Raw genomic sequence first — 20,961 nt, forward strand, 5'->3', positions numbered from 1 at the left:
TGGGGGCCAAGTCAACATATCGCCGCAATGCAGCAACGGCCGGACTTGGCGGGCGCGCCGGAGGCGGTATGAAAACGGACATGATCGTCGTCACCGCCCTGCTCGCCCTCGCCGCCCAGCCCGGCGATTTCAACCGCACCGAGGAGACCGAGCTGCTCGAGTTCAGCTATGCCTGGCCGGCCGAAGCCGTACGCGATCCGGCGCTCAACGCCATTCTCGAAGAGCGGATGGAGGCGGCCCGTTTCGAGGCCAGGCGGACGGCCGAGGAAGACCGGCGCACCCGCCCGGCCGAGGCGCCATTCAATGCGCATCATTACGGCGAATCATGGATCGTCGACGGCGACACGCCGCGACTGCTCAGCCTTTCCTCCTCGGCCAGCACCTATACCGGCGGCGCGCACAGCAACCTGCTGTTCGCCGCGATGCTGTGGGACAAGCAGGCGCATCGGGTGCTCGACACGCCCAGCCTGTTCGGATCGGCCCTGGCCGGCCTCGGCGACCGCTATTGCGCCGCGCTCGTCGTCGAGCGCGAGGAACGCCGCGGCGAACCCACTCCGCAGGGCGACCTGTTCGGCGACTGCCCGGGGATCGACCAGCAGGTGCTCGCGCCTGCCGACCGCGACCGGAACGGCCGGTTCGACACGCTGCGCATCCTGCTGCCACCCTATGCGGCCGGACCCTATGTCGAGGGCGACTATGTGATCGACGTTGCGTTCGGCGACGCCGATCTCGCGGCCATCGAGGCCGACTATCGCCCCGCCTTCGAAGTGCCTGGGCCGGATTTCCGGCCGGTCAGCGACGAGGCGGAATAAGCCTTACCCGCAATGGCTCGGCCGCGGCACCGGCTCGTTGCCGTTGCGCTGGCGCCAGACGCCGTCGGGGAGGCGATAATACTGCCCCGCGCCGATCCGGCCGGCGAAGATCTGGCAGGCGGTCGCGGCGGCGGCCTCCTCGATCGTCACGCCGCGCTGCTGGGCGAGCTGGGTATAGGCAGCGCGGCGCTGGATGTTGATCTGCTCCACCTGCGAGCGGATATTGGCCGGCGCGGAGCCGACCACGCCCATATAGCCGTCGGCCTGCTCGCCGGCCTGGCCGGAGGCGCGCAGCTGCGCGGCGGCGTCCTGATAGGCATAGGCATAAGCCGCCCCGCCCGCGACCATCGCGAGCCCCAAAGCGGCGGCGACCATCAGTTTCATTTCGCGGGTCATCAGAATATTCCCTCGTTGTTCCGGATCAGCTCCTGGGCGTCCTGCTGGAGCCTTACCACGACTTCCTGTCGGATGTTGATGTTGAGGTTGATCTCGATCGGCCGTTCGGGCGCGGTCACCTGGACGCAGCCGCCAGCCAAGCCCACGCCGGCGAGCGCCACGATCCCCTTCCCCGTTCGTCCCCAAGATCTGGCCATGAGCCGGTGGGTCGCATCGCGGACCTTCCTCTTCAAACTGTGATGGATCATCGCACAGGCTCGCTTTCTTCAGGCTGAACGCCGTTTTCCTGAACGGCGGGAGTGTTTTGGGTGTCGATCAGGCGGTCGGGCAGGACCGACTGGATGAGCAGGGTCGGGTCGCTGAACGACTGGGCGGTGGCGAACAGGGAGCGGAATTGCCCCTGGATGCGGATGTTGAACTCGAACGGGATGCGGGCGAGCTGGTTGAGGATACGCCCCGCGACCATCTGCGGGATGCCGCCACCGCCGGGCAATGTGGTGGCGGACGGGTCGCGGGCGATGCCGTCGAGATCGATGACGGTGATGAACTCGCCGTCGAGCGCGCCGTTCAGGGTGAGATCGAACTTGTCGTAGCGCAGCGATTTCAGCGCGTTGAAGGCGAGGATGCCGTAGGCGCCGAGATCGCGGTCGGTGAGCTCGCCGACATAGGAGAGCGTGCCGCCCTCCGGCCGCGCCGTCAGCCGGCCGTCGCGAATCTCGCCGGTGCCGTTCGCGTCGAACTGCATCGGCACGATGCCGTCGAACGTGCCGGTGGCGGCGATGTTGCCGAACTCCATCTGCGCGATGAAGCTGGCGGCATCGAGTCCCTCGACCCGGAAGGTCAGATATTTCGTCGTCTCACGGCTGAAATCGAGCACGGTCGGCTCCAGCGACAGCGTGCCGCCGGAGAAGGGCCAGCGCGCGCCATCGACGGCGACGCGGTAGTCGGGCTGGAGCTGATAGGTGACGCGGCCGTCATAGACGTCGATGCCGGCCTGAATCAGGCGGACCTCGGCGGTCTGGCCCGGCGCGGTGACGAGGCCGAGCAGATCGGTGAAGTTCAGGGTCGTGGTCAGCCCCTCGACCGGGCCGAACGGCGCGGCGAGATTCATGTCCTGGGTGGCGAAGGTCCCGCTGCTGCGCGTCCCTTCGGCGTCCCACGCGATCCGGCCCCGGCCGGTGACGGTCCCGTCGACGAGCGCGACGACGCCGACGGTGAGCGGGGTCAGCGCGTCGGGCTGGAAGCCGCGGGGCTGGAAGCGCAGGCCGGCGACGTCGAGCACCGCGCCGCCGGCGCCGGTGCCGAGATCGTGGTCGATCGTCGCGCGCATCACCCGCGTGCCGCTTTCGGGATGATCGAGCCCGCCGGCGGCACGAAGGTCGTTGCCGGCGATGGCGAGGCGGAAATCGCGCGTGACGAGCGGCTGGAAGCGCAAGGGATCCTGCCGGTCGGCGACGGTGAGGGCACCTTCGGCATTCAGCGTGCCACCCGCGAACCGCCAGCGTCCGCTTCCCTCCGACACCAGCAGCGGGACGCCGGCCAGATCGCCAGCAAGGCCGGTGAACCCCCCCGCGACCCCGCCGCCGGCGAGGCGTCCGTCGAGCCCGGCGATGTCGAGGCGGCTCTCGCCGGACGAGGCGCCCAGCCGCGCGGCGAGGTCGGCGGCGGTGAAACCGTCGAGGCCGACCCGGAGCCGGCTCGCGGCCAGCGTGATCGGGGAGCTGCCGAGGCGGCCCGCGAATCGCGGCGCGCGCACCTCGGCGCCGCCCTGCAATGCGCCGCCCGGCTGCTGCGAGACGAGGGCACGGCCGACCGGACAGAGCGGCAGGCGCGTCGCGCCGAGGCGGAGGTTCTGGACCTCCAGCGCCTGGAACGAGGCGGCGACGCAGGATTCGCCGAGCGCGAGGCCGCCGCGCCCGAACCGGCCGCTGAGCGGCAGCAGCAGCCCTTCGACGCGGCCGCCGCTGAATGGCCCGTCGAGCCTTGCGGTGGTCGAGAAGCGGGTGTTGCCGCCGGATGCGGAGGCGAAGTCGATCGCGCCAAGCGCGAGACGCGCCCCGGCGGCCTCGAGCGGCGCGACCCGGCCGGTACCCCGGATCGGGCCGCCCGCACGCGCCTGGCGCAGGGTGAAGCGGGCGTCCGGGAAGCCGCCGCCGGTCAGTGCGAAATCGCCGTCGAGCGCGAGTCCGCCGCCGGGCCAGCCATAGGTCGCGCCGCTGCCGCCGTCGACGAGCAGGCGCGCGCCGCTTGCCGTGGTGAGTCGCAGCCGGCCGATACCGAGGCCACCCCGATCTGGTGCGACCGCAAGGCGAACACCCGCATTCACGATGGCGCCGCCCTGTCCGGCGCGCACCAGCGCCCGGGCCAGGTTGTCGCCGATCGGGCCCAACGGGGTGCCCTGCATCGCCCGCAAGGAGCCCGCAGCGCCGGCCAAAGTGCGCTCCGGCAGCACGACACCCGTCGCCTGCAGGTCGCCGGTCATCACCAGCTCGCTTCGACGCAGGGAGAGGACATAGGGTCCCGCGATCCGCGCCCGCCGGGTACGCACAGCATCGGCCTCGACCGATCCGGCGGAGAGATCGGCGCGGCCCTGGGTGCGCAGCGCATTGCCGTCGAGGGTCAGGCGGGCGTCGACGTCGTTGAGCCGGCCGGCACGCGTGACCAGCGTCGGAATCCGCGCCGCCGCACCGCCCTGCCAGATGTCCAGCGACCGGCCCAGCCGGGTGTTGACGGCCAGCAGCGGGCGTTCGACGACGAGATCATCACCGCAGCCGAACCGCGCGGCGGAGACCGGCCCACGCACGGCCGGATGCCGATCGTCGACCGCCGCGGCAAGATCGGCGCGGGGCCCCTCGACGGTGCAGCCGCCCAGAGTCAGCCGGTTCGCCGCCAGCGCCAGCCTGCCGGCAAAGCCGTCGGCGAGATTGCCCCTCCCTTCAACCGCGACGGCGAGGAAGCCGGCCGGCGTCTCAAGCGCGATCGCCGCGTCGGCGACGTCGATGCGCTGGTCCGGCAATTCGAACGGGACGCCGGTGGGGGGCGGAAGCAGCCGGTCGATCTGGCCGAGGCTGAGCCGCCCGTCCTCGTCGATCCGCCCGCGCAACCGGACGCCGCGCGCGGTGACGAGCCCGATCTCCGGCCCGCCGAGGCCGAGCACGACCTGTACCTCGAGATGGCGGACGGTCGCGTCGGGACGGGCGCGATCGCCGATCACCACATTTTCGAGGATCTGGCTGCCGAGCCCGATCCGCTTCACCTCATAGGTCGCATCCACCCCGCGCCGGGCGAGCTCGCCTTCGATATAGTCCGTCGCCAGCCGCTCGCGCAGGATCCAGGCAACGGCGAGCGCGACGAGCAGCAGGACGAGCAGCACCGCGAGGCCGCGTCGCAGCCGTCGTGGCCACCGCCGCACCCCCACCGTTTCTCCGATGTCCTCAGATTCTTCCACGCGTCGGTCCGAAACTCGCCCGTTCAACCCAGCCGCGCCCGATGCGTTCCGGCGCCGTCACGTTGCCTAACCGCTACGTCGGGCTTAATCCAACCCTGATGGCCGACGCCGCACCGGACGGCAGCGGGCACCGTGCCCGGCTGCGCCAGCGCCTGTTCGAGGGCGGCCCCGACGCGCTGCTCGATCACGAGCTGGTCGAATATCTCCTCGCCCTCGCCATCCCGCGCCGCGACACCAAGCCGCTCGCGAAGAAGCTGCTGCGGGACTTCGGCGGCTTTGGCGGGCTGATGACAGCCGACGCCGAAGCGATCATGCGCGTCGGCGAGATCAGCGAGCCCGCAGTTGCCGCGCTGAAGACCGCACATGCCGCGGCGCTGCGGCTGCTCAAGGACGATGTGCGTCAGCGCCCGGTCCTCGGCTCCTGGCAGGCGCTGCTCGACTATCTCCACGCCGACATGGCGCACGAGGGGATCGAACGGGTCCGGGTGCTTTTCCTCAATGCCAAGAACGTCCTCATCCGCGACGAGCCGATGTGGGAGGGCTCGGTCGACGAATCCGCGGTCTATATCCGCGAAATCATGCGCCGGGCGCTCGATCTCCACGCCACCGCGATCATCGTCGTGCACAACCATCCGAGCGGCGATCCCAGCCCGAGCCAGCAGGACATCCGCCTCACCCGCGATCTCGCCGAGGCCGGGCGGCATCTTCGCATCACCTTGCACGATCACATCATCATCGGCGCGAGCGGCCATGCCAGCCTGCGCGCGATGGGATTGATCTAGCTTTTTCCCCGCATTTGCCGGAGGCGGAACTCCCGGTTGCGCCCCCGCCCTCCCGGCCATAAAGCCGCGCGCATGATCCCCCGCTATTCACGCCCCGCCATGGCCGCCATCTGGGAACCGGAGAACCGCTTCCGCATCTGGTTCGAGATCGAAGCGCACGCGCTCGACGCGATGGCCGAGCTCGGGGTCGTGCCGAAGGATGCCGCGAGGGCGGTCTGGGACTGGTGGGCGACCAAGCCGGCGATCGGCGTCGCGCGGATCGACGCGATCGAGGCGGTCACCAGGCATGACGTGATCGCCTTCCTGACCTGGGTGTCGGAGAATGTCGGGCCGGAAGCACGCTTCCTCCATCAGGGCATGACCAGCTCGGACGTGCTCGACACCTGCCTCGCGGTGCAGCTGAAGCAGGCCGCAGACATATTGCTTGCCGATCTCGACGAGTTGCTCGCCGTGCTGAAGCGGCGGGCCGAGGAGCACAAGCTCACCCCGACGATCGGCCGCAGCCACGGCATCCATGCCGAGCCGGTCACCTTCGGCCTGAAGCTCGCCCAGGCCTATGCCGAGTTCGCCCGCAACCGCGCCCGCCTCGCCGCGGCGCGCGACGATGTCGCCACCTGCGCGATTTCCGGCGCGGTCGGCACCTTCGCCAATGTCGATCCGCGGGTGGAGGCCCATGTCGCCGGAAAGCTGGGTCTGGCCGTCGAGCCGGTCTCGACGCAGGTGATCCCGCGCGATCGTCATGCGATGTTCTTCGCGACGCTCGGCGTCGTCGCCTCGTCGATCGAGCGGCTGGCGACCGAGGTCCGTCATCTGCAGCGCACCGAGGTGCTGGAGGCGGAGGAATATTTCTCGCCGGGCCAGAAAGGCTCGTCGGCGATGCCGCACAAGCGCAACCCGGTGCTGACCGAGAATCTCACCGGCCTCGCCCGGATGGTGCGCGGCTATGTGACGCCGGCGCTGGAGAATGTGGCGCTCTGGCACGAGCGCGACATCAGCCATTCGTCGGTCGAGCGCTATATCGGCCCCGACGCGACGGTGACGCTCGACTTCGCCCTCGCCCGCCTCACCGGCGTGATGGACAAGCTCCTCGTCTACCCGGAGCGGATGCAGAAGAATCTCGACCGGATGGGCGGGCTCGTCCACTCGCAGCGGGTGCTGCTCGCCCTTACCCAGGCGGGCGCGTCGCGCGAAGGCGCCTATGCGATGGTCCAGCGCAATGCGATGAAGGTGTGGGAATCGGACGGGCGGCTTTCGCTGCTCGACCTGCTCAAGGCCGATGCCGAGGTGACCGCCTTGCTCACCGCGGCGGAGCTCGAGGAGAAATTCGACCTCGACTACCACCTGAAGCACGTCGAGACGATCTTCGCGCGGGTGTTCGGCGCATAGAATTTGCCGCTTGGCGGGCGTTGCTTGCCGGGCGTTGCGGTCACCCTATCTACCGGCTCAGCACCCAGCAGGAGCCCGTCATGGCCGACCTCTCCGCCTTTCCGATCACCAAGCGCTGGCCGGCGCAGCATCCCGACCGCATCCAGCTCTACTCGCTGAACACGCCCAACGGGGTGAAGGCGTCGATCATGCTGGAGGAGACCGGCCACGCTTACGAGCCGCACCTCGTCGACATCGGCGCGAACGAGACCTGGATCCCGGAATTCCTCTCGCTCAATCCCAACGGGAAAATCCCCGCAATCATCGATCCTGACGGCCCCGGAGGAAAGCCGTTCGGCCTGTGGGAATCGGGCGCGATCCTGATTTATCTCGCGGAGAAGAGAGGCCAATTCCTTCCCGCCGATCCGGCGCGGCGCTACGAGACCATCCAGTGGATGATGTTCCAGATGGCGGCGATCGGGCCGATGTTCGGCCAGGTCGGCTTCTTCCACAAATTCGCCGGCCGCGAATATGAGGACAAGCGGCCGCTCCAGCGCTACGTCACCGAGAGCAAGCGCCTGCTCGGCGTGCTCGAAGACCGGCTGGCGACGCGCGCGTGGATCATGGGCGACGACTATACGATCGCCGACATCGCAACCTTGGGCTGGGTCCGCAACCTCATCGGCTTCTACGAGGCCGGCGGCCTGGTCGACTATGCCAGCCTGAAGAACGTCCCCGCCTGGCTTGAACGCGGCCTAGCCCGGCCGGCGGTCCAGCGCGGTCTCGAAATTCCCGCCAAGCCCTGACCGGTCAGCGCCGCGCCGGCAGGACGTGGACGAGGCCGCGGGTGAAGCCCGACGGGAAGACGGTCAGGTGGTTCTCGTCGGGCAGCACGACCGAGGCCATGCGGAGGCCCGGATAATTGCGCGCGCGCAAGCGTTGTTCGAATGTCGCGAGGTCCGCGACCAGATCGACCTCCTGATTGTAACGCCGGTCGCCGGGTCGGATCGCTTCCAGCGCGCCGACATAGAAGAAGAGGTTGGCCGGCAGGTCGCGGTGATTGCGGGCATAGGCCGCCTCGACGTCGAGCATGTGGCGCCGGTCGTACCAGAGCGACGGGCTGCCCAGGATATAGTCGTGGAACAGCGTCGGCTCGGTAAACAGGATCTGCGTGCCGAGCAGCGCGCCGTAGGAATGGCCCATGAAGACGCGGCGGGCGGGATCGGAGCGGAAGCGCTGCTCGACGAAGGGCAGCACCTGTGTCCTGATGTAGGTCTGGTAGGCGGCGCCCGCGCCGTGCAGCGCGTTGCCCGCGCTGCGCGGACCGTTGGGGGTCGGCGTGTAGTCGCGGCGGCGGCTGTCCGCGCCGTCCTCGCCCACGGCGTAGGACAGGCCGACCAGGATGAAATCCTCGACCGCCGGGCCTTCGAGATTGACCCGCCTGGCGATCGACCGGATGAGCGGGAAGCCGTAATCCGCGTCGGCGACGTACATCACCGGATAGCGCCGGGCGGCATCCGCCTCATAGCCGGCCGGCAGGCTGACGAAGACCTGATAGCTGCGCCCCGACGCGGGATCGGGCACGGTCCAGACCTGGGTGCCGGCCAGTTCATAGGGCCGGCCTTCCGCGGGCCGCTCCTGCGCGGCTTCGGCATCGGCGGCGTTCGTGCAGCCGGCCAGTATCGCCGCCAGCAAGGCGGCGACGCAGATCATGTTCGTTTTCAAGGACAATCCCCCGCTGAATAGACGCGGGGACCGTAGGAATCCGCGGGCTGCCGCGCGAGATCGTTGCGCCCGCGCGTGGCCGGAACGGGCCGACCGCTAGGCCGGTCGCTCCATATAGACCTTGTCAGCGGCGAGCGGTCGTTCGGCCTCGCCGGGTTCAAACCCGTGCCGGGACCAGAAGCGGTCGGCGCCGCCGACGGCGATCAATGTGAGGCGGTCAATGCCGCGGGCACGGGCGGCAACGGCGATCGTTGCCAGCGCACTCGCCGCGAAGCCGCCGCCACGCGCTTCGGGCGCGATCACGACGTCGTGGACGTACCAGCCGTCGGCGTCGTCCGGGATCGCGCCCAGCAAGGCGTTGATCTCGGGGACGGCGCCGCGAGGCCAGGGGTGGCTCAGGAAATGGCCGAGGATTTCATCGCCGCGGGCCAGCACGAGGCAACCTTCCGGCGCCAACGCGATTCGTTCGGCATAGATAGCCGCATCCTCGCCATAAGGCCCGAGCACGGCCGCGGCCAAGGCGGCGATCGCCCCGGCATCCGCGACGCGCGCCGGGCGCCAGCGCGGCGGCTCAGCCGCCAAGCGCGGTCTTGATCTTCTTGAAGAAGCCCTTGGCGTTCGGACATTCGTCGCCGGTCTCGGTTTCCCGGAACGCTTCGAGCAGTTCCTTCTGCTTCGCCGAAAGCCGGGTCGGCGTCTCGACCTGGATCTCGATCACCATGTCGCCCGCGCCGCGTCCGTTCAGCACCGGCATGCCGGCGCCGCGCTGGCGCAGCTGCTTGCCGGTCTGGGTCCCGGCCGGAATGGTGATCTGGTGCATTTCCTTGTCGAGGCCGGGAACCTCGATGCACCCGCCCAGTGCCGCGGTGGTGAAACTGACCGGCGCACGGGCGAACAGGGTCGTGCCCTCGCGCTGGAAGATCGGGTGCCGGGCCATGTGCAGAAAGATGTAAAGGTCGCCCATCGGGCCACCGCGCACGCCCGCCTCGCCTTCGCCGGCGAGCCGGATGCGGGTGCCCTCGTCGACGCCGGCCGGGATGTTGACGGTCAGCGTCTTGCGCTTCTCCACTCGGCCTTCGCCGCGGCAGGTGGGGCACGGATCGGCGATCGTCTCGCCGACACCGCGGCAGGACGGGCAGGTCTGCTCGACCACGAAGAAACCGTTGCGCGCGCGAACCTTGCCGTGGCCGCCGCACATCTGGCAGGCGCGCGCGCCGGTGCCGGGCTTCGCGCCCGAACCGGCGCAGGGATCGCAGACAGCGGTCGTGTCGACCTGCAGCTCCACCTCGCGGCCGGCGAAGGCGTCCTCGAGCCTGATTTCGAGATCATAGCGCAGGTCGGAGCCGCGACGCAGGTCGCCGCGCCGGCCCTGCTGGCCACCCATGAACTCGCCGAAGATGTTGTCGAAAATGTCGGCAAAGGAGCCGAAATCCTGCGCCCCGCCATTGCCGCCGCCAAAGCCTCCTGGGCCGCCGTTGCGGAATGCGGCATGGCCGAAGCGATCATAGGCCGCCCGCTTCTGCGGGTCCTTCAGGCAGTCATAGGCCTCGCTGATCGCCTTGAAGCGGGCTTCGTGATCCTTGCAGCCGCCATTGCGGTCCGGATGGCACTCCATCGCCAGCTTGCGATAGGCGGACTTGATCGTCGCCCCGTCCGCGGTGCGCTCAACCTGGAGCAGCTCGTAATAATCGGTGTCAACCATGACGGTTCGGCGCCCCCCGGCGACAAGCCGTCACCCCGGCGGAGGCCGGGGTCTCAGCGAGCAGGGCCGTGACCTTTCTCCCTGAGATGCCGGCCTCCACCGGCATGACGACCATGATCATGCCTCAGCCCTTGTTCTCGTCGTTCACTTCGGAGAACTCGGCGTCGACGACATCCTCGTCGCCGCCACTGCCGGCATTCTCGCCAGCGGGCGCCTCGGCGGCCGGCGAGGCGGCCGCCTGCTGCTCCTTCTCGTAGATCGCCTGGCCGAGCTTCATCGCGACCTGGGCGAGCGCCTGCGACTTTTCCTTCATCGTCTCGGGATCGCCGCCTTCGAGCGCGGTCTTCGTCTCGGCGACGGCGGCCTCGATCTCGGTCTTGAGGGTCGCGTCGATCTTGTCGCCATGCTCGCGCAGCTGCTGCTCGGTCGAGTGGACCAGGCTCTCGGCGCCGTTCTTCGCCTCGGCGCCCTCGCGGCGCTTCTTGTCCTCGTCGGCGAACTGCTCCGCTTCCTGGACCATCTTCTCGATGTCGGCGTCCGAAAGACCACCAGAAGCCTGGATGCGGATCTGCTGCTCCTTGCCGGTGCCCTTGTCCTTGGCATGGACGTTGACGATGCCGTTGGCGTCGATGTCGAAGGTGACCTCGATCTGCGGCACGCCGCGCGGCGCCGGCGGGATGCCGACCAGATCGAACTGGCCGAGCATCTTGTTGTCCGCCGCCATCTCGCGCTCGCCCTGGAAGACGCGGATGGTCACCGCATTCTGGTTGTCCTCGGCGGTCGAGTAGGTCTGCGTCTTCTTGGTCGGGATCGTCGTGTTGCGGTCGATCATCCGGGTGAAGACGCCGCCCAGCGTCTCGATGCCGAGGCTCAGCGGGGTGACGTCGAGCAGCAGGACGTCCTTGACCTCGCCCTGCAGCACGCCCGCCTGGATCGCGGCGCCCATCGCGACGACCTCGTCCGGGTTGACGCCGGTGTGCGGCTCCTTGCCGAAGAACTCCTTCACCGTGTCGCGGACCTTGGGCATGCGGGTCATGCCGCCGACCAGGACGACCTCGTCGACCTCGCTGGCCTTGAGCCCTGCATCGGCCAGCGCCTTCTTGCACGGCTCCAGCGTCCGCTTGATCAGGTCGCCGACGATCTTTTCCAGATCCGAACGCGTGATCGTCTCGACGAGGTGGAGCGGGGTCGAAGCGCCGCCCTCCATCCGCGCGGTGATGAACGGCAGGTTCACCTCGGTCGACTGCGCCGAGGACAGCTCGATCTTCGCCTTCTCCGCGGCTTCCTTCAGCCGCTGCAGCGCGAGCCGGTCCTGGCGCAGGTCGATATTCTCCTTCGCCTTGAATTTGTCGGCGAGCGAATCGACGATCTTGGCGTCGAAATCCTCGCCGCCCAGGAAGGTGTCGCCGTTGGTGGACTTCACCTCGAACACGCCGTCGCCGATCTCGAGGATCGAGATGTCGAACGTGCCGCCGCCCAGATCGTAGACCGCGATCGTCTTGCCGTCCTGCTTCTCGAGCCCGTAGGCGAGCGCCGCCGCGGTCGGTTCGTTGATGATGCGCAGCACTTCGAGGCCGGCGATCTGGCCGGCATCCTTGGTCGCCTGGCGCTGCGCGTCGTTGAAGTAGGCAGGGACGGTGATCACCGCCTGGGTGACGGTCTCGCCGAGATAGGCCTCGGCGGTTTCCTTCATCTTCTGGAGCGTGAAGGCGGAGATCTGCGAGGGGCTGTAATCCTTGCCGCCCGCTTTGACCCAGGCGTCGCCATTGGCGCCCTTGACGATCTCGTAGGGGACCAGCTCGGTGTCCTTCTTGGTCACCGGATCGTCGAAGCGGCGGCCGATCAGGCGCTTCACCGCGAAGACGGTGTTGTCGGGATTGGTGACCGCCTGGCGCTTGGCCGGCTGGCCGACGAGGCGCTCGCCGTCCTTGGTGAAGGCGATGACGGACGGCGTCGTGCGCGCGCCTTCCGCATTCTCGATGACCTTGGGCTTCCCGCCCTCCATGACGGCGACCGCGCTGTTGGTGGTGCCGAGATCGATACCGATCACTTTTGCCATATTCGTCCCTTTTTGGCCCCTCTAAATAGCGATGGCCCGCGCACCCTCGACAGGAGCCGCGCGCAGGCGCTTCATGGAGGGCGATATAGGGGCCGATTCCGTTGCGACAAGAAGTCGCGCCGTCTATGGGCAGGCCCATGCGAAACGCCGTCCCGATCCTGGCCGCGCTGCTCCTCGCGACCGGCTGCAACCAGGCCCCTTCGACCGATGTCGAGGTGACCAATCCGGTGATCCGCCTGCCGGCCGTCCCCGGCCGGCCCGGCGCCGGCTATTTCCACCTCCGCGCGCCGCAGGACCGGGTGGCGCTGACCGCGGTCACGACCCCGGCCGCCGAGCGGGTCGAGATGCATGAGACGATGAGCGAGGGGAACATGGCCTCAATGCGCCCGGTGCGACGGATCGAGGTCGGCCGCGAGATCGCCTTCGCGCCGGGGGGCCGGCACCTGATGCTGTTCGGGGTCAGTCCGGAGCTCAAGGCCGGCGAGACGACCGACCTCACCTTCCAGTTCGAGCAGGGCGCGCCGGTGACGGTGAGCGCCCGGGTGATCGGCGCCGGCGATGCGCTCGGCGGAGAGCATGACGGCCACTAGTCTTTCCCTCCTTCCCGGCGTCACCCTGAACTTGTTTCAGGGTCCAGCTGGCCATCCGTCCGGGCGGTGGAAGCCTGGATGCTGAAACAAGTTCAGCATGACATTATGGGAAACGAATGACCTCGCGCCCCCTTACCGCCGGCGAGCGCGCCATCGTGCAGGGCATGTTCGGCGACGCGGTCGATGCGGAGCGCGTGCGCATCCACCGCCGCAAATGGTTCTTCCTGCATCCGGCGAAGGTGATCATGGCCCCCGACGGCCACATCTGGGTGCCGCCGAAGAGCGACCTGTGGGCCGACGACTATTCCAAGGCGCCGATCAGCCTCCAGGGCCTGTTCGTCCACGAGATGACCCATGTCTGGCAGGCCCAGCGCAAGGGCCGCTGGTATCTGCCGCTGATGCGCCACCCCTTCTGCCGCTACGATTACAGCTTCGTCCCCGGCTGGCCACTGGATCGCTACGGCCTGGAGCAGCAGGCCGAGATCATGCGGCACGTGTTCCTGCAGCGGCGCGCGGTCAGGCCGGCCGGCGTGACGGAGCTGGCGAGCCTGGAGGGTGCGCTTCCGTTCAGATCGGCTTGACGGCTGTGATGGGTGGGAAGCCGACTTCTGTTCCCCTCCCTTCCGGGGAGGGGAGTAACGTCCGCAATGGGTCGAATGCAAAGGTCACCGCGGCGGCGTCCCATGCGGCCGGTATGTATAGTCGTAGGACGGCGTCCAAATCTGTCCGCCATCGGTCGAGGTCTCGCCGACCTGTCGGACCGTCTCGCCCTCCCGCCACTGGGTGACCCGGGTCTGGCGGGCTTGCTCGCCGGGACGAGCTGGGCGCTCGGCGATGAAGACCATCCGGCCGTTCTCCACACGGCCGGTATAGTCGATCCGGTCGGCGGCGGAATCGACCCAGGTCTGCCGCCACACACCGGCCGCGCGGTCGTAGCTGCTGACGCTGCCGCCGTCGTTCATGTCGAACGGGCGCCACGTCTCCCGGATCGCGCAATCGTTGTAGATCCGCTCGACGGTCGAGCGGCCGGCCAACCCGAGCGAGCCGGTGTAGTAGACATCCCATTCGCCCACCCAGAAATCGAGCTGGCGGTATTCGGGGGCGGTGCAGTTTTGTGGCGCCGGGCGTGGCACCGGCGGCGGCAATGGCAGCTGCGCGTCGGCCTGCATGGGTGCCAGCAACGCGGCCAGCGCCAGTCCCCAAAGCCGACCCTTCATCAGCGCCTCCCACGATGAGCGGAACAGCATATACAGCCTTTGGCAGATCATCGTCACCCCGGCGCAGGCCAGGTCCAGACTCCTTTCTTGAAGGACTGGATACCGGCCTACGCCGGTATGACGAAAGGACTGAAAGCCTGCTTCCTTTCGGCCTCGCCCGTGCTAGCCTTTCCGCGACATCGGGGACCCGCGACCATGACCGAACAGCCGCTCGATACCTTCCGCTCCTCCACCCTGGGCTGGCTGCGCGGGACGTTGGCGGGCCTGGGCACCGGGCTGCTGCTCGTCCTCGGCATCGTGCTCACCGTCGCCGGCGTCGGAGTCGCGCAGACCGGGATCACGTGGCTGCCGCTGCTGCTCACCCTGGCCGCGCTCGTCATCCTGGCCGTGGTCTGGGTGAAGAACCTCGCCGCGACTTACGAGATCACGGAAGAGCGGCTGATCATCCGGACCGGCATCCTGTTCAAGGCGGTCGACGAGATCGAGCTCTACCGGATCAAGGACGTGCGCCTCAACTTCACCCTGCTGAATCAGTGGGCGGGGATCGGCACCCTTTCGATCTCGTCGAGCGACGAGACCACCCGGAGCGGCGATCTCGTCATCCCGCACGTCGCCAGTGCGCAGGCCCGCCGCGAGCATCTGCGCCGCCTCGTCGACACCGCCCGCCAGAAGCGGCAGGTGCGCGAGATCGACATGGCGCACGAGCACATCTGATCGTCGCGCCACGCGGCCCTACCGTCACCCTGAACTCGTTTCAGGGTCCAGTTCTCAACCTGCGCCGAGGTCTCCACACTGGATGCTGAAACAAGTTCAGCATGACGGTGGAGCGTCAGGCCGCCTTTCGCACGTCATCCGCCGCATGCGGATCGAGATCCTCGGTCCCTTCCAGTGCCTCGTAGAGATGGTCGAGCCCCTCCGACACCGTCTCGAGCAACGCCTCGAAGCTGTCGATGACGAAGTAGCGCGGCTGGAAGCTGTCCGTCCGGTAGCGGGTGCGCAGCACCTGGTTGATGTCGAAGCGGGCGCGGTGGGGCACGTCGCTCTCCAGCGAGTAGACGCTCTCGCCGAAGCTGGAGAGGATGCCGGCGCCGTAGATGCGCCGCGCGCCCGCCTCCATCGTGAGGCCGAACTCGATCGTGTACCAGTAGAGCCGGGCAAGCCGCTGCAGCGTGCCGCCCGCATGCGCCTCGAGGCCGAGCGCGCCGAGATGCTGGATGAAGTCCGCGGCGACATGGTCGGCGAGGATGGGGACGTGGCCGAACACGTCGTGGAAGACGTCCGGCTCCTCGAGGTAGTCGAGGCTGGTCGCGGCGCGGATGAAATTGCCGGCCGGGAAGCGGCGGCGGCTCAGATGCTCGAAGAACACCTCGTCGGGGATAAGGCCGGGAACCGAAACCACCGTCCAGCCGGTGCGGGCGAACAGCCGCTCGTTGAGCTCGTCGAAATCCGGAATGCCGGGCTTGGAGAGCTTCAGCAGGTCGAGGCCTTCGAAGAACTGCTTCACGGCGCGGCCCTTCAGGCATTCCTGCTGGCGCGCGAAGAGCAGGTCCCACACCCGGTGCTCGACCGGGGTGAACCGCTCCCAATGCTGCGGAATCGTCCAGTCGGCCGCCGCCCCCAAGGGCGGTTTCGCGGTGTCGAGGCCGATATGGGTATCGGAGGTCATGAGGTCCTTCCTTTCGAACACAAAGAAAAACCCCGCCCGGAGGTCCGGACGGGGTGCGATCCTGAAACTTGGCTGTTACGCGCGCGTCAGATCGGTCCCGCCCGGGCGGTCCGATAATAATAGACGGTCGAGGCGATCATCGCGCGCATCGCCATAAGGATCGGTGAGAAGCGCCGTGCTGTCAAGGGCGGAGCTTGCGGGCCAGCCATTCCTCGATCGCGCGATAGGCGGAGCGGCCGCGCGGCGGATCGTCGCCATTGCCGACCGAGAAATAGGCGATGCCGGTTCCCGAAGCCGGATCGACCCAGAGGCCGGAGCGCAGGCCGTAGGCATCGCCGGCATGGCCCGCGACGGCGCGGCCACGCCCAAAAAGGTCGTCGCGGCAGCCCGCGGTGCGGACCGGCAGACTTTGTGACGCGAGCCCATAGGCGCAGTAGAAACCGCTATCGATCTCGCCATTGGCGCCGTCGAAGGTCCAGACGGGCGCGAGGAGCATGCGAATGCTCGCCTCGCTCACGAAGCGCTGCCCCTGGTGCGTCCCGCCGTGGAGCAGGAGGCGACCGACGACGGCAAGGTCGCGCGCCGAGATCCTGAGGCCCCCTTGCGGCGAGAACAGGGCGCCGTTGCTGCCGAGCACATAGTTCGAGAGGTCGCAGGAGGAGCCCTCGGGCGCGTTGACCGCGCAATCGGGCGGCCGCCCGCCGAGATCGTCGCGGATTGGCTGGCCGCCGCCAGAACGCAGCACGACGGCGCGGGCGATGGCGGCGTCGCTGCAGGTCGACCAGTTGAAGCAGGCATCGAGGCCGAGCGGTTGCAGCACCAGCCGCGCCATCAGCCGATCGAACCGCTCGCCGGTCACCCGTTCCAGCGCGGAGGCGATCACCGGGAAATTGAGGTTCGAGTAGCGAAAGTAGGCGCCGGGCGGATGCGCCGCGTCGAACGCCGCCGGCGACCCCGCCACCGCGCGCACCTCCGTGCCCAGCGGCACGGCATAGTCGACATTGTCGGTCAGCGAAGAGCGGTGCGACAGCAGCAGCCGGAGCGTAATCGGCCGGTCCGGAAAAGCGGGATTCCTGAGCGACCAGCCGAGATAGTCGGACACGTCCCGGTCGAGATCGATCTGCCCGTCCTCGACCAGCCGCATGACGCCGAGCGCCATCACCAGCTTCGAGATCGACGCGATCCGCACCGGATCGTCGATCGTCAGCGCCCGCCCGCGCCCCGGATCGGCAAGGCCGGAGGCGCCGGACGCGGTGACCCCGCCCCGGTCGAACGTCGCCCAGACGTAGGCGACGTTCGGGGCGGGCACGTCCGGCACCGTTGCACAGGCCGAAAGCACTGAAAGGGTGAGTAGGAGCCAAGGCCGCATCGCCCTATCGTCATTCCCGCGCACGCGGGAATCCAGCTTTTTCTTTCTTATGAGCCAAGATCGTCACCTCGGGGTTGACCCCAGGGTCCATCTTGAACACGGCCGCAAAGACAGCTGGATGCCGGATCAAGTCCGGCATGAAGAACCAAGCGCGGCTAAGGCTTGTGCGCCATGCCCACAAGCGCCGGACGCAGCAACCAGTCCTTGATCGTGTAGCCGGCCTGCATCTCCTGGACGATCGTGCCGGGCTCGGCCTCGTCCGACGGGACCTCGATCATCGCCTGGTGGAGATGCGGATCGAGCGTCTCGCCCATCATCTCGACACGGGCGATGCCATGGCGCTGGAAGACGCTGTCGATCTCACGGCCGGTCGCCTCGATGCCGGTCGAGCCGGATCACCTTTCCGTCGGCCTCGTCGGTGAGGATGTAGAGGGCACCGTCCGGTCCCTGCGTGACGTTGCGCAGCCGAACCGGCGCGTCCTCCAGCAGATACTCCACGCCGCGCACTGTGCCATGCTCCACGTCGAGGCGCATCAGGTAACCCCGCCTCAGTCCGGCGACGATCAGATCGCCGCGCCATTCAGGGAAAACATTGCCTGTATAGAAGGTGAGACCGGTCGGAGCGACGGTGCGTCCGCGCCATTCGTGGACGGGATCGGTGTAGGCGGCGCCCTCCAACCCGCGCGGACGATAGGCTGGGTCGCGATAACCGCCGCCCGTGCGCACCGGCCAGCCATAATTGGCGCCCGGGGCAAGGATGTTGATCTCGTCCCCCTGGGTCGAGCCATGTTCGGAAAACCAGATGCGTTCCGTGCCCGGTTCGGCCGCCATACCCTGCGCGGCACGAATGCCGAGCGCGTAGAGCGCCGGATGCGTGCCGGGCCCGAAATCGGGATTGCCCTCGGCCGGACGACCGTCCAGTTCGAAGCGGAAAATCTTGCCGCGCCGGTCGGTCACGTCGAGGGAAACCGGCAGCGGCGGATTGTCGCTCTCCATATAATGGCGTTCGCCCACCGTCAGGTACAGCTTGCCGTCCGGTCCGATCAGCAGTCCGCCGCCATAATGGAAGCGGTCGCCCGAACGCGGCGTCGCCTCGAACAGGGATTCGATGTCGCTCAACCGGTCGCCGTCGAGCCGCGCCCGGATCAGCCGGGTCGTCGTACCCCCCTCGCCGCGTGACGCATAGGAGAGATAGAGCCGCCCGTTCGCCGCGAAGTCCGGATGCAGCGCGATACCGAACAGGCCCGAATTGTCGCGCGGGTTCTGGCGGACATTGTCGAGATCGTCGGGAAGACCCGCGATTCGCGTCACCGCGCCGCCCGCGTCGATCCGCACCAGCCCGCCATCCTTCTCGGTCACCAGCATGCCGCCATGGGGCAGGAAGGCGATGCTCCACGGATGCCGCAGCCCGGCCGCGATCGTCACCCGCTCGATCCGGATCGCGGACACCGGTGAAGGCGGCGCGCTGTCCTCCAGGAAGCGGGGATCCTGTGCGGCGCCGATCAGCGCCGCCGCGATCAGCCAGCTCAAGGCTTCTTCGCCACGCCCACCAGCGCCGGGCGGAGCAGGCGGTCCCTGATCGTGTACCCGGCCTGCATCTCCTGGACGATCGTGCCGGGCTCGGCCTCGTCGCTCGGCAGCTCGATCATCGCCTGATGCAGGTGCGGATCGAGCTTCTCGCCCATTGCCGCGATGCGGGCGATGCCGTGGCGCTGGAAGACGCTGTCGATCTCGCGCCCGGTCGCCTCGATGCCGGCGACGAGGCCCTTCATCCGCTCGTCCTCCCGGAGATCGGCGGGGATGGCGGCGAGCGCACGCTCGAGATTGTCCTTCACGCTCAGCACGTCGCGGGCGAAGGCGGTGGCGGCGTAATTGGCCGCATTGACCTTCTCCTGCTCCAGCCGGCGGCGGACGTTCTGGGTCTCGGCCTGGGCATAGAGCACCTGCTGGCGCACCTCGGCCAGCTCGCCTTCGAGCGTCGCCAGCGGATCCGACTGGTCGTCGGCCTCCGGAATTTCAGGGGTCTCTTCGATCTTGGTCTCGTCTTCGTTCATGCCATCAATCTCGACAATGCTTTCGCGGTGAAATCCACCATGGGAACCACCCGCGCATAGTTCAACCGGGTCGGGCCGATCACGCCGACAACGCCGACGAGCCGGCCGTCCGCCCCGCGATAGGGCGCGGCAATAACCGACGAGCCGGACAAAGCGAACAGTTCGTTTTCGGAGCCGATGAAGATCTTCATCGCCGCACCGTCGCGGGCGCGATCGAGCAGGCGCGCGATCTCCGCTTTGCCCTCCAGTTCGTCGAGCAATTGGCGGACCCGGTCGAGATCGGCTGCCGCGCTCTCGTCGATGAGGTTGGCCTGGCCGCGAACGATCAGCACCGGGCGGCGGGCACCGTCCTCGGACCACAGCGCCAGGCCGCGGGCGATCAACTCCTGCGCCGCCTTGTCGAGCGCCGCCTGACCGGCGCGAATCTCCTCGGCGAGCCGCGCCTCGGCATCGCGCAGCGTCAGGCCGGACAGGCGGGCGGACACGTAGTTGCCCGCCTCGGCCAAGGTCGACACGCTTACGCCCGGCGGCAAATCGATGACGCGGTTCTCGACGCTGCCGTCGCCGCCCACCACGACCGCGACCGCCTGCCGGGGCGACAACGGCACGAAGGCGAGCTGGCGAAGCTGCGGCTCCTCCTTGGGCACCAGCACGATGCCGGCGCAGGCGGAGAGGCCGGAGAGCGCGGCGGTGGCGGCGCTGATCGCCTCCTCGATCGGCCCGCCGCGGTCGATCAGCGCCTCGATCGCGGCGCGGTCCTCGGCGCGTGGCTCGGCGACCTGCATGATCCCGTCGACGAAGAGCCTCAGGCCGCTTTCGGTCGGCACCCGCCCGGCCGACGTGTGCGGCGCGGCGAGCAGTCCGGTTTCCTCCAGATCCTGCATGACGTTGCGGATCGAGGCGGGCGACAGGTTGAGCGTCGAGGTCCGCGAGATGGTGCGCGAGCCGACCGGCACGCCGCTCTCGATATAGGCCTCGACGACGAGACGGAACACGTCCCGCGCGCGATCGCTCATTTCGCCGATGCTTCCGGTCATGGGTCCGAATGTAGGCATCGCCATGCGGATTTGGCTAGCGCCGCGGGCCGATCATCTCCGCGATGGGAAGCAGACCCGGCGCCTCCTCGAGCGCCTGCGCCAACGCCCGGTTCCCCTCGTCGCGGCAGCCGAAATAGAATCCGAGCCGGTCGTTGCGCCCCCCGCCGGCCCAGGTGACGGTCGCCGACGGATGATCTGTCGCGGCCAATTGGCAGCGCGCATGACCCATGTTGATCTCCTCCGCGCCGCGCGGCCGATAGGGCGCGAGCTTCGCGATGAAGGCCTGCCATTGCGCGGGCGTCAAGGTGAACCGCCGCTCGCCCTCCACCGCGGTGAACCGCTCGCCCACGAACACACCCGTCCCGTCCGCATTCACCGTCACCCGGTAGATCGGGCAGGCGCCGAAGCAGGGACCCCGCGTGTAGCTGATCGTCTGGGTCGGCACCTCGTTCGCGGCGGAGCTGGCGCAGGCCGCCAGGAGAAAGGTTATGGCAAGGACGAGGCGGGTCATGGCGCGTTCCTCCCGCGCCGCCCGAGCCAGATCAGCGCCGCCCCGCAGAGCGCCAGCAGGCCTCCCCAGAGCGTCCAGACGGAGGTGTCGATCATGAAGCTTTCCGCCGGCCAGCGGATCAGCCCGGTCCCCTGCCCCATCCAGAGCAGGCCCATCAGCAGTGCGAGCACGCCCAGGATCGTGAGCAGGGTCTTCATCGGGCTTCTCCTGCGACATGACTGGCATGGC

The 20,961-nt window shown here is 68.4% G+C and carries 22 protein-coding genes and 1 pseudogene; 7 read left to right on the top strand and 16 right to left on the bottom strand.

Going from position 1 to position 20,961, the window contains the following annotated elements; translation table 11 throughout:
* Positions 1-68: 68 nt before the first annotated feature.
* A complete protein-coding gene (locus RCO27_RS09220; protein WP_309002382.1) occupies positions 69-812 on the top strand; it encodes a PdaC/SigV domain-containing protein in 744 nt (247 codons plus the stop codon).
* Between the two features lie 3 nt (positions 813-815).
* On the opposite strand, the gene RCO27_RS09225 is transcribed toward RCO27_RS09220, so the two are convergent.
* From RCO27_RS09225 to RCO27_RS09235, 3 genes are read right to left on the bottom strand one after another with little or no spacing between them, the layout of a single operon-like run.
* Entirely contained in the window at positions 816-1,208 is a 393-nt protein-coding gene (locus tag RCO27_RS09225; RefSeq protein ID WP_309002383.1) for a YdbL family protein, read from the bottom strand.
* The gene (locus tag RCO27_RS09230) at positions 1,208-1,405 is read right to left on the bottom strand and encodes a YnbE family lipoprotein (RefSeq protein WP_309002384.1); all 198 of its coding nucleotides are present in this window, start codon (positions 1,403-1,405) and stop codon (positions 1,208-1,210) included. Before RCO27_RS09230 ends, RCO27_RS09225 begins: the two co-directional genes overlap by 1 nt.
* 47 nt (positions 1,406-1,452) lie before the next feature.
* Positions 1,453-4,656 (bottom strand): YdbH domain-containing protein, encoded by a 3,204-nt coding sequence (locus RCO27_RS09235; protein WP_309002385.1) that lies wholly within the window; start codon positions 4,654-4,656, stop codon positions 1,453-1,455.
* 98 nt (positions 4,657-4,754) lie between these two features.
* Here RCO27_RS09235 and radC point away from each other — a divergent pair, with 98 nt between their 5' ends.
* From radC to RCO27_RS09250, 3 genes are all read left to right on the top strand, one after another.
* Positions 4,755-5,438, top strand: a complete 684-nt coding sequence (gene radC / locus RCO27_RS09240; RefSeq protein ID WP_309002386.1) for a DNA repair protein RadC — start codon at positions 4,755-4,757, stop codon at positions 5,436-5,438.
* A 72-nt stretch (positions 5,439-5,510) separates the two neighbouring features.
* On the top strand, positions 5,511-6,824 hold the full coding sequence (gene purB, locus RCO27_RS09245) for an adenylosuccinate lyase (protein ID WP_309002387.1): 1,314 nt from the start codon (positions 5,511-5,513) through the stop codon (positions 6,822-6,824).
* Between the two features lie 80 nt (positions 6,825-6,904).
* Positions 6,905-7,609 carry a glutathione S-transferase N-terminal domain-containing protein gene (locus RCO27_RS09250; RefSeq protein WP_309002388.1) on the top strand — a complete coding sequence of 235 codons (705 nt, stop codon included), beginning with the start codon at positions 6,905-6,907 and terminating at the stop codon, positions 7,607-7,609.
* Positions 7,610-7,613: 4 nt separating this feature from the next.
* Here the strand turns inward: RCO27_RS09250 and RCO27_RS09255 are convergent, their stop codons facing one another.
* The 4 genes from RCO27_RS09255 to dnaK all read right to left on the bottom strand — a co-directional run bounded on the left by RCO27_RS09255 (position 7,614) and on the right by dnaK (position 12,289).
* Complete coding sequence (locus tag RCO27_RS09255; RefSeq protein WP_309002389.1) at positions 7,614-8,516, bottom strand: alpha/beta hydrolase-fold protein; 903 nt, start codon at positions 8,514-8,516, stop codon at positions 7,614-7,616.
* A 108-nt stretch (positions 8,517-8,624) separates the two neighbouring features.
* Positions 8,625-9,110 (bottom strand): GNAT family N-acetyltransferase, encoded by a 486-nt coding sequence (locus RCO27_RS09260; RefSeq protein ID WP_309002390.1) that lies wholly within the window; start codon positions 9,108-9,110, stop codon positions 8,625-8,627.
* Positions 9,100-10,230 carry a molecular chaperone DnaJ gene (dnaJ, locus tag RCO27_RS09265; protein ID WP_309002391.1) on the bottom strand — a complete coding sequence of 377 codons (1,131 nt, stop codon included), beginning with the start codon at positions 10,228-10,230 and terminating at the stop codon, positions 9,100-9,102. Before dnaJ ends, RCO27_RS09260 begins: the two co-directional genes overlap by 11 nt.
* Before the next feature lie 124 nt (positions 10,231-10,354).
* Positions 10,355-12,289, bottom strand: coding sequence for a molecular chaperone DnaK (gene dnaK, locus RCO27_RS09270; RefSeq protein ID WP_309002392.1), 1,935 nt, complete (start codon positions 12,287-12,289; stop codon positions 10,355-10,357).
* Between the two features lie 137 nt (positions 12,290-12,426).
* On the opposite strand from dnaK, the gene RCO27_RS09275 reads away from it, so the two are divergent.
* Both RCO27_RS09275 and RCO27_RS09280 read left to right on the top strand, forming a co-directional pair.
* Positions 12,427-12,879 carry a copper chaperone PCu(A)C gene (locus tag RCO27_RS09275; RefSeq protein WP_309002393.1) on the top strand — a complete coding sequence of 151 codons (453 nt, stop codon included), beginning with the start codon at positions 12,427-12,429 and terminating at the stop codon, positions 12,877-12,879.
* A 116-nt stretch (positions 12,880-12,995) separates the two neighbouring features.
* A complete protein-coding gene (locus RCO27_RS09280) occupies positions 12,996-13,460 on the top strand; it encodes a vgr related protein (protein WP_309002394.1) in 465 nt (154 codons plus the stop codon).
* Between the two features lie 84 nt (positions 13,461-13,544).
* Here the strand turns inward: RCO27_RS09280 and RCO27_RS09285 are convergent, their stop codons facing one another.
* Complete coding sequence (locus tag RCO27_RS09285) at positions 13,545-14,096, bottom strand: hypothetical protein (protein ID WP_309002395.1); 552 nt, start codon at positions 14,094-14,096, stop codon at positions 13,545-13,547.
* A 195-nt stretch (positions 14,097-14,291) separates the two neighbouring features.
* Between RCO27_RS09285 and RCO27_RS09290 the strand changes: the two genes are divergently transcribed.
* Complete coding sequence (locus tag RCO27_RS09290) at positions 14,292-14,810, top strand: PH domain-containing protein (protein ID WP_309002396.1); 519 nt, start codon at positions 14,292-14,294, stop codon at positions 14,808-14,810.
* 115 nt (positions 14,811-14,925) lie between these two features.
* Here the strand turns inward: RCO27_RS09290 and phhA are convergent, their stop codons facing one another.
* The 8 genes and pseudogenes from phhA to RCO27_RS09330 form a co-directional block, all read right to left on the bottom strand.
* On the bottom strand, positions 14,926-15,762 hold the full coding sequence (gene phhA, locus RCO27_RS09295) for a phenylalanine 4-monooxygenase (RefSeq protein WP_309002397.1): 837 nt from the start codon (positions 15,760-15,762) through the stop codon (positions 14,926-14,928).
* 181 nt (positions 15,763-15,943) lie between these two features.
* Complete coding sequence (locus RCO27_RS09300) at positions 15,944-17,071, bottom strand: serine hydrolase (RefSeq protein ID WP_309002398.1); 1,128 nt, start codon at positions 17,069-17,071, stop codon at positions 15,944-15,946.
* Positions 17,072-17,286: 215 nt separating this feature from the next.
* Positions 17,287-17,517, bottom strand: a pseudogene (gene grpE / locus RCO27_RS09305) (nucleotide exchange factor GrpE); the annotation flags it as partial.
* Entirely contained in the window at positions 17,492-18,580 is a 1,089-nt protein-coding gene (locus tag RCO27_RS09310; RefSeq protein ID WP_374990384.1) for a PQQ-dependent sugar dehydrogenase, read from the bottom strand. The pseudogene grpE (RCO27_RS09305) and the gene RCO27_RS09310, both read right to left, overlap by 26 nt.
* Positions 18,581-18,657: 77 nt before the next feature.
* The gene (gene grpE, locus RCO27_RS09315; protein ID WP_309002399.1) at positions 18,658-19,185 is read right to left on the bottom strand and encodes a nucleotide exchange factor GrpE; all 528 of its coding nucleotides are present in this window, start codon (positions 19,183-19,185) and stop codon (positions 18,658-18,660) included.
* Complete coding sequence (hrcA, locus tag RCO27_RS09320; RefSeq protein ID WP_309002400.1) at positions 19,182-20,222, bottom strand: heat-inducible transcriptional repressor HrcA; 1,041 nt, start codon at positions 20,220-20,222, stop codon at positions 19,182-19,184. Before hrcA ends, grpE (RCO27_RS09315) begins: the two co-directional genes overlap by 4 nt.
* Before the next feature lie 34 nt (positions 20,223-20,256).
* The gene (locus tag RCO27_RS09325; protein ID WP_309002401.1) at positions 20,257-20,733 is read right to left on the bottom strand and encodes a DUF6438 domain-containing protein; all 477 of its coding nucleotides are present in this window, start codon (positions 20,731-20,733) and stop codon (positions 20,257-20,259) included.
* Positions 20,730-20,930: a hypothetical protein gene (locus RCO27_RS09330; RefSeq protein ID WP_309002402.1), complete on the bottom strand. Its 201-nt coding sequence runs from the start codon at positions 20,928-20,930 to the stop codon at positions 20,730-20,732. Before RCO27_RS09330 ends, RCO27_RS09325 begins: the two co-directional genes overlap by 4 nt.
* Positions 20,931-20,961: the final 31 nt, after the last annotated feature.

The sequence above is a fragment of the Sphingosinicella sp. LHD-64 genome (genome assembly GCF_031157375.1).
In the GTDB taxonomy this organism is placed as follows: Bacteria; Pseudomonadota; Alphaproteobacteria; order Sphingomonadales; family Sphingomonadaceae; genus Allosphingosinicella.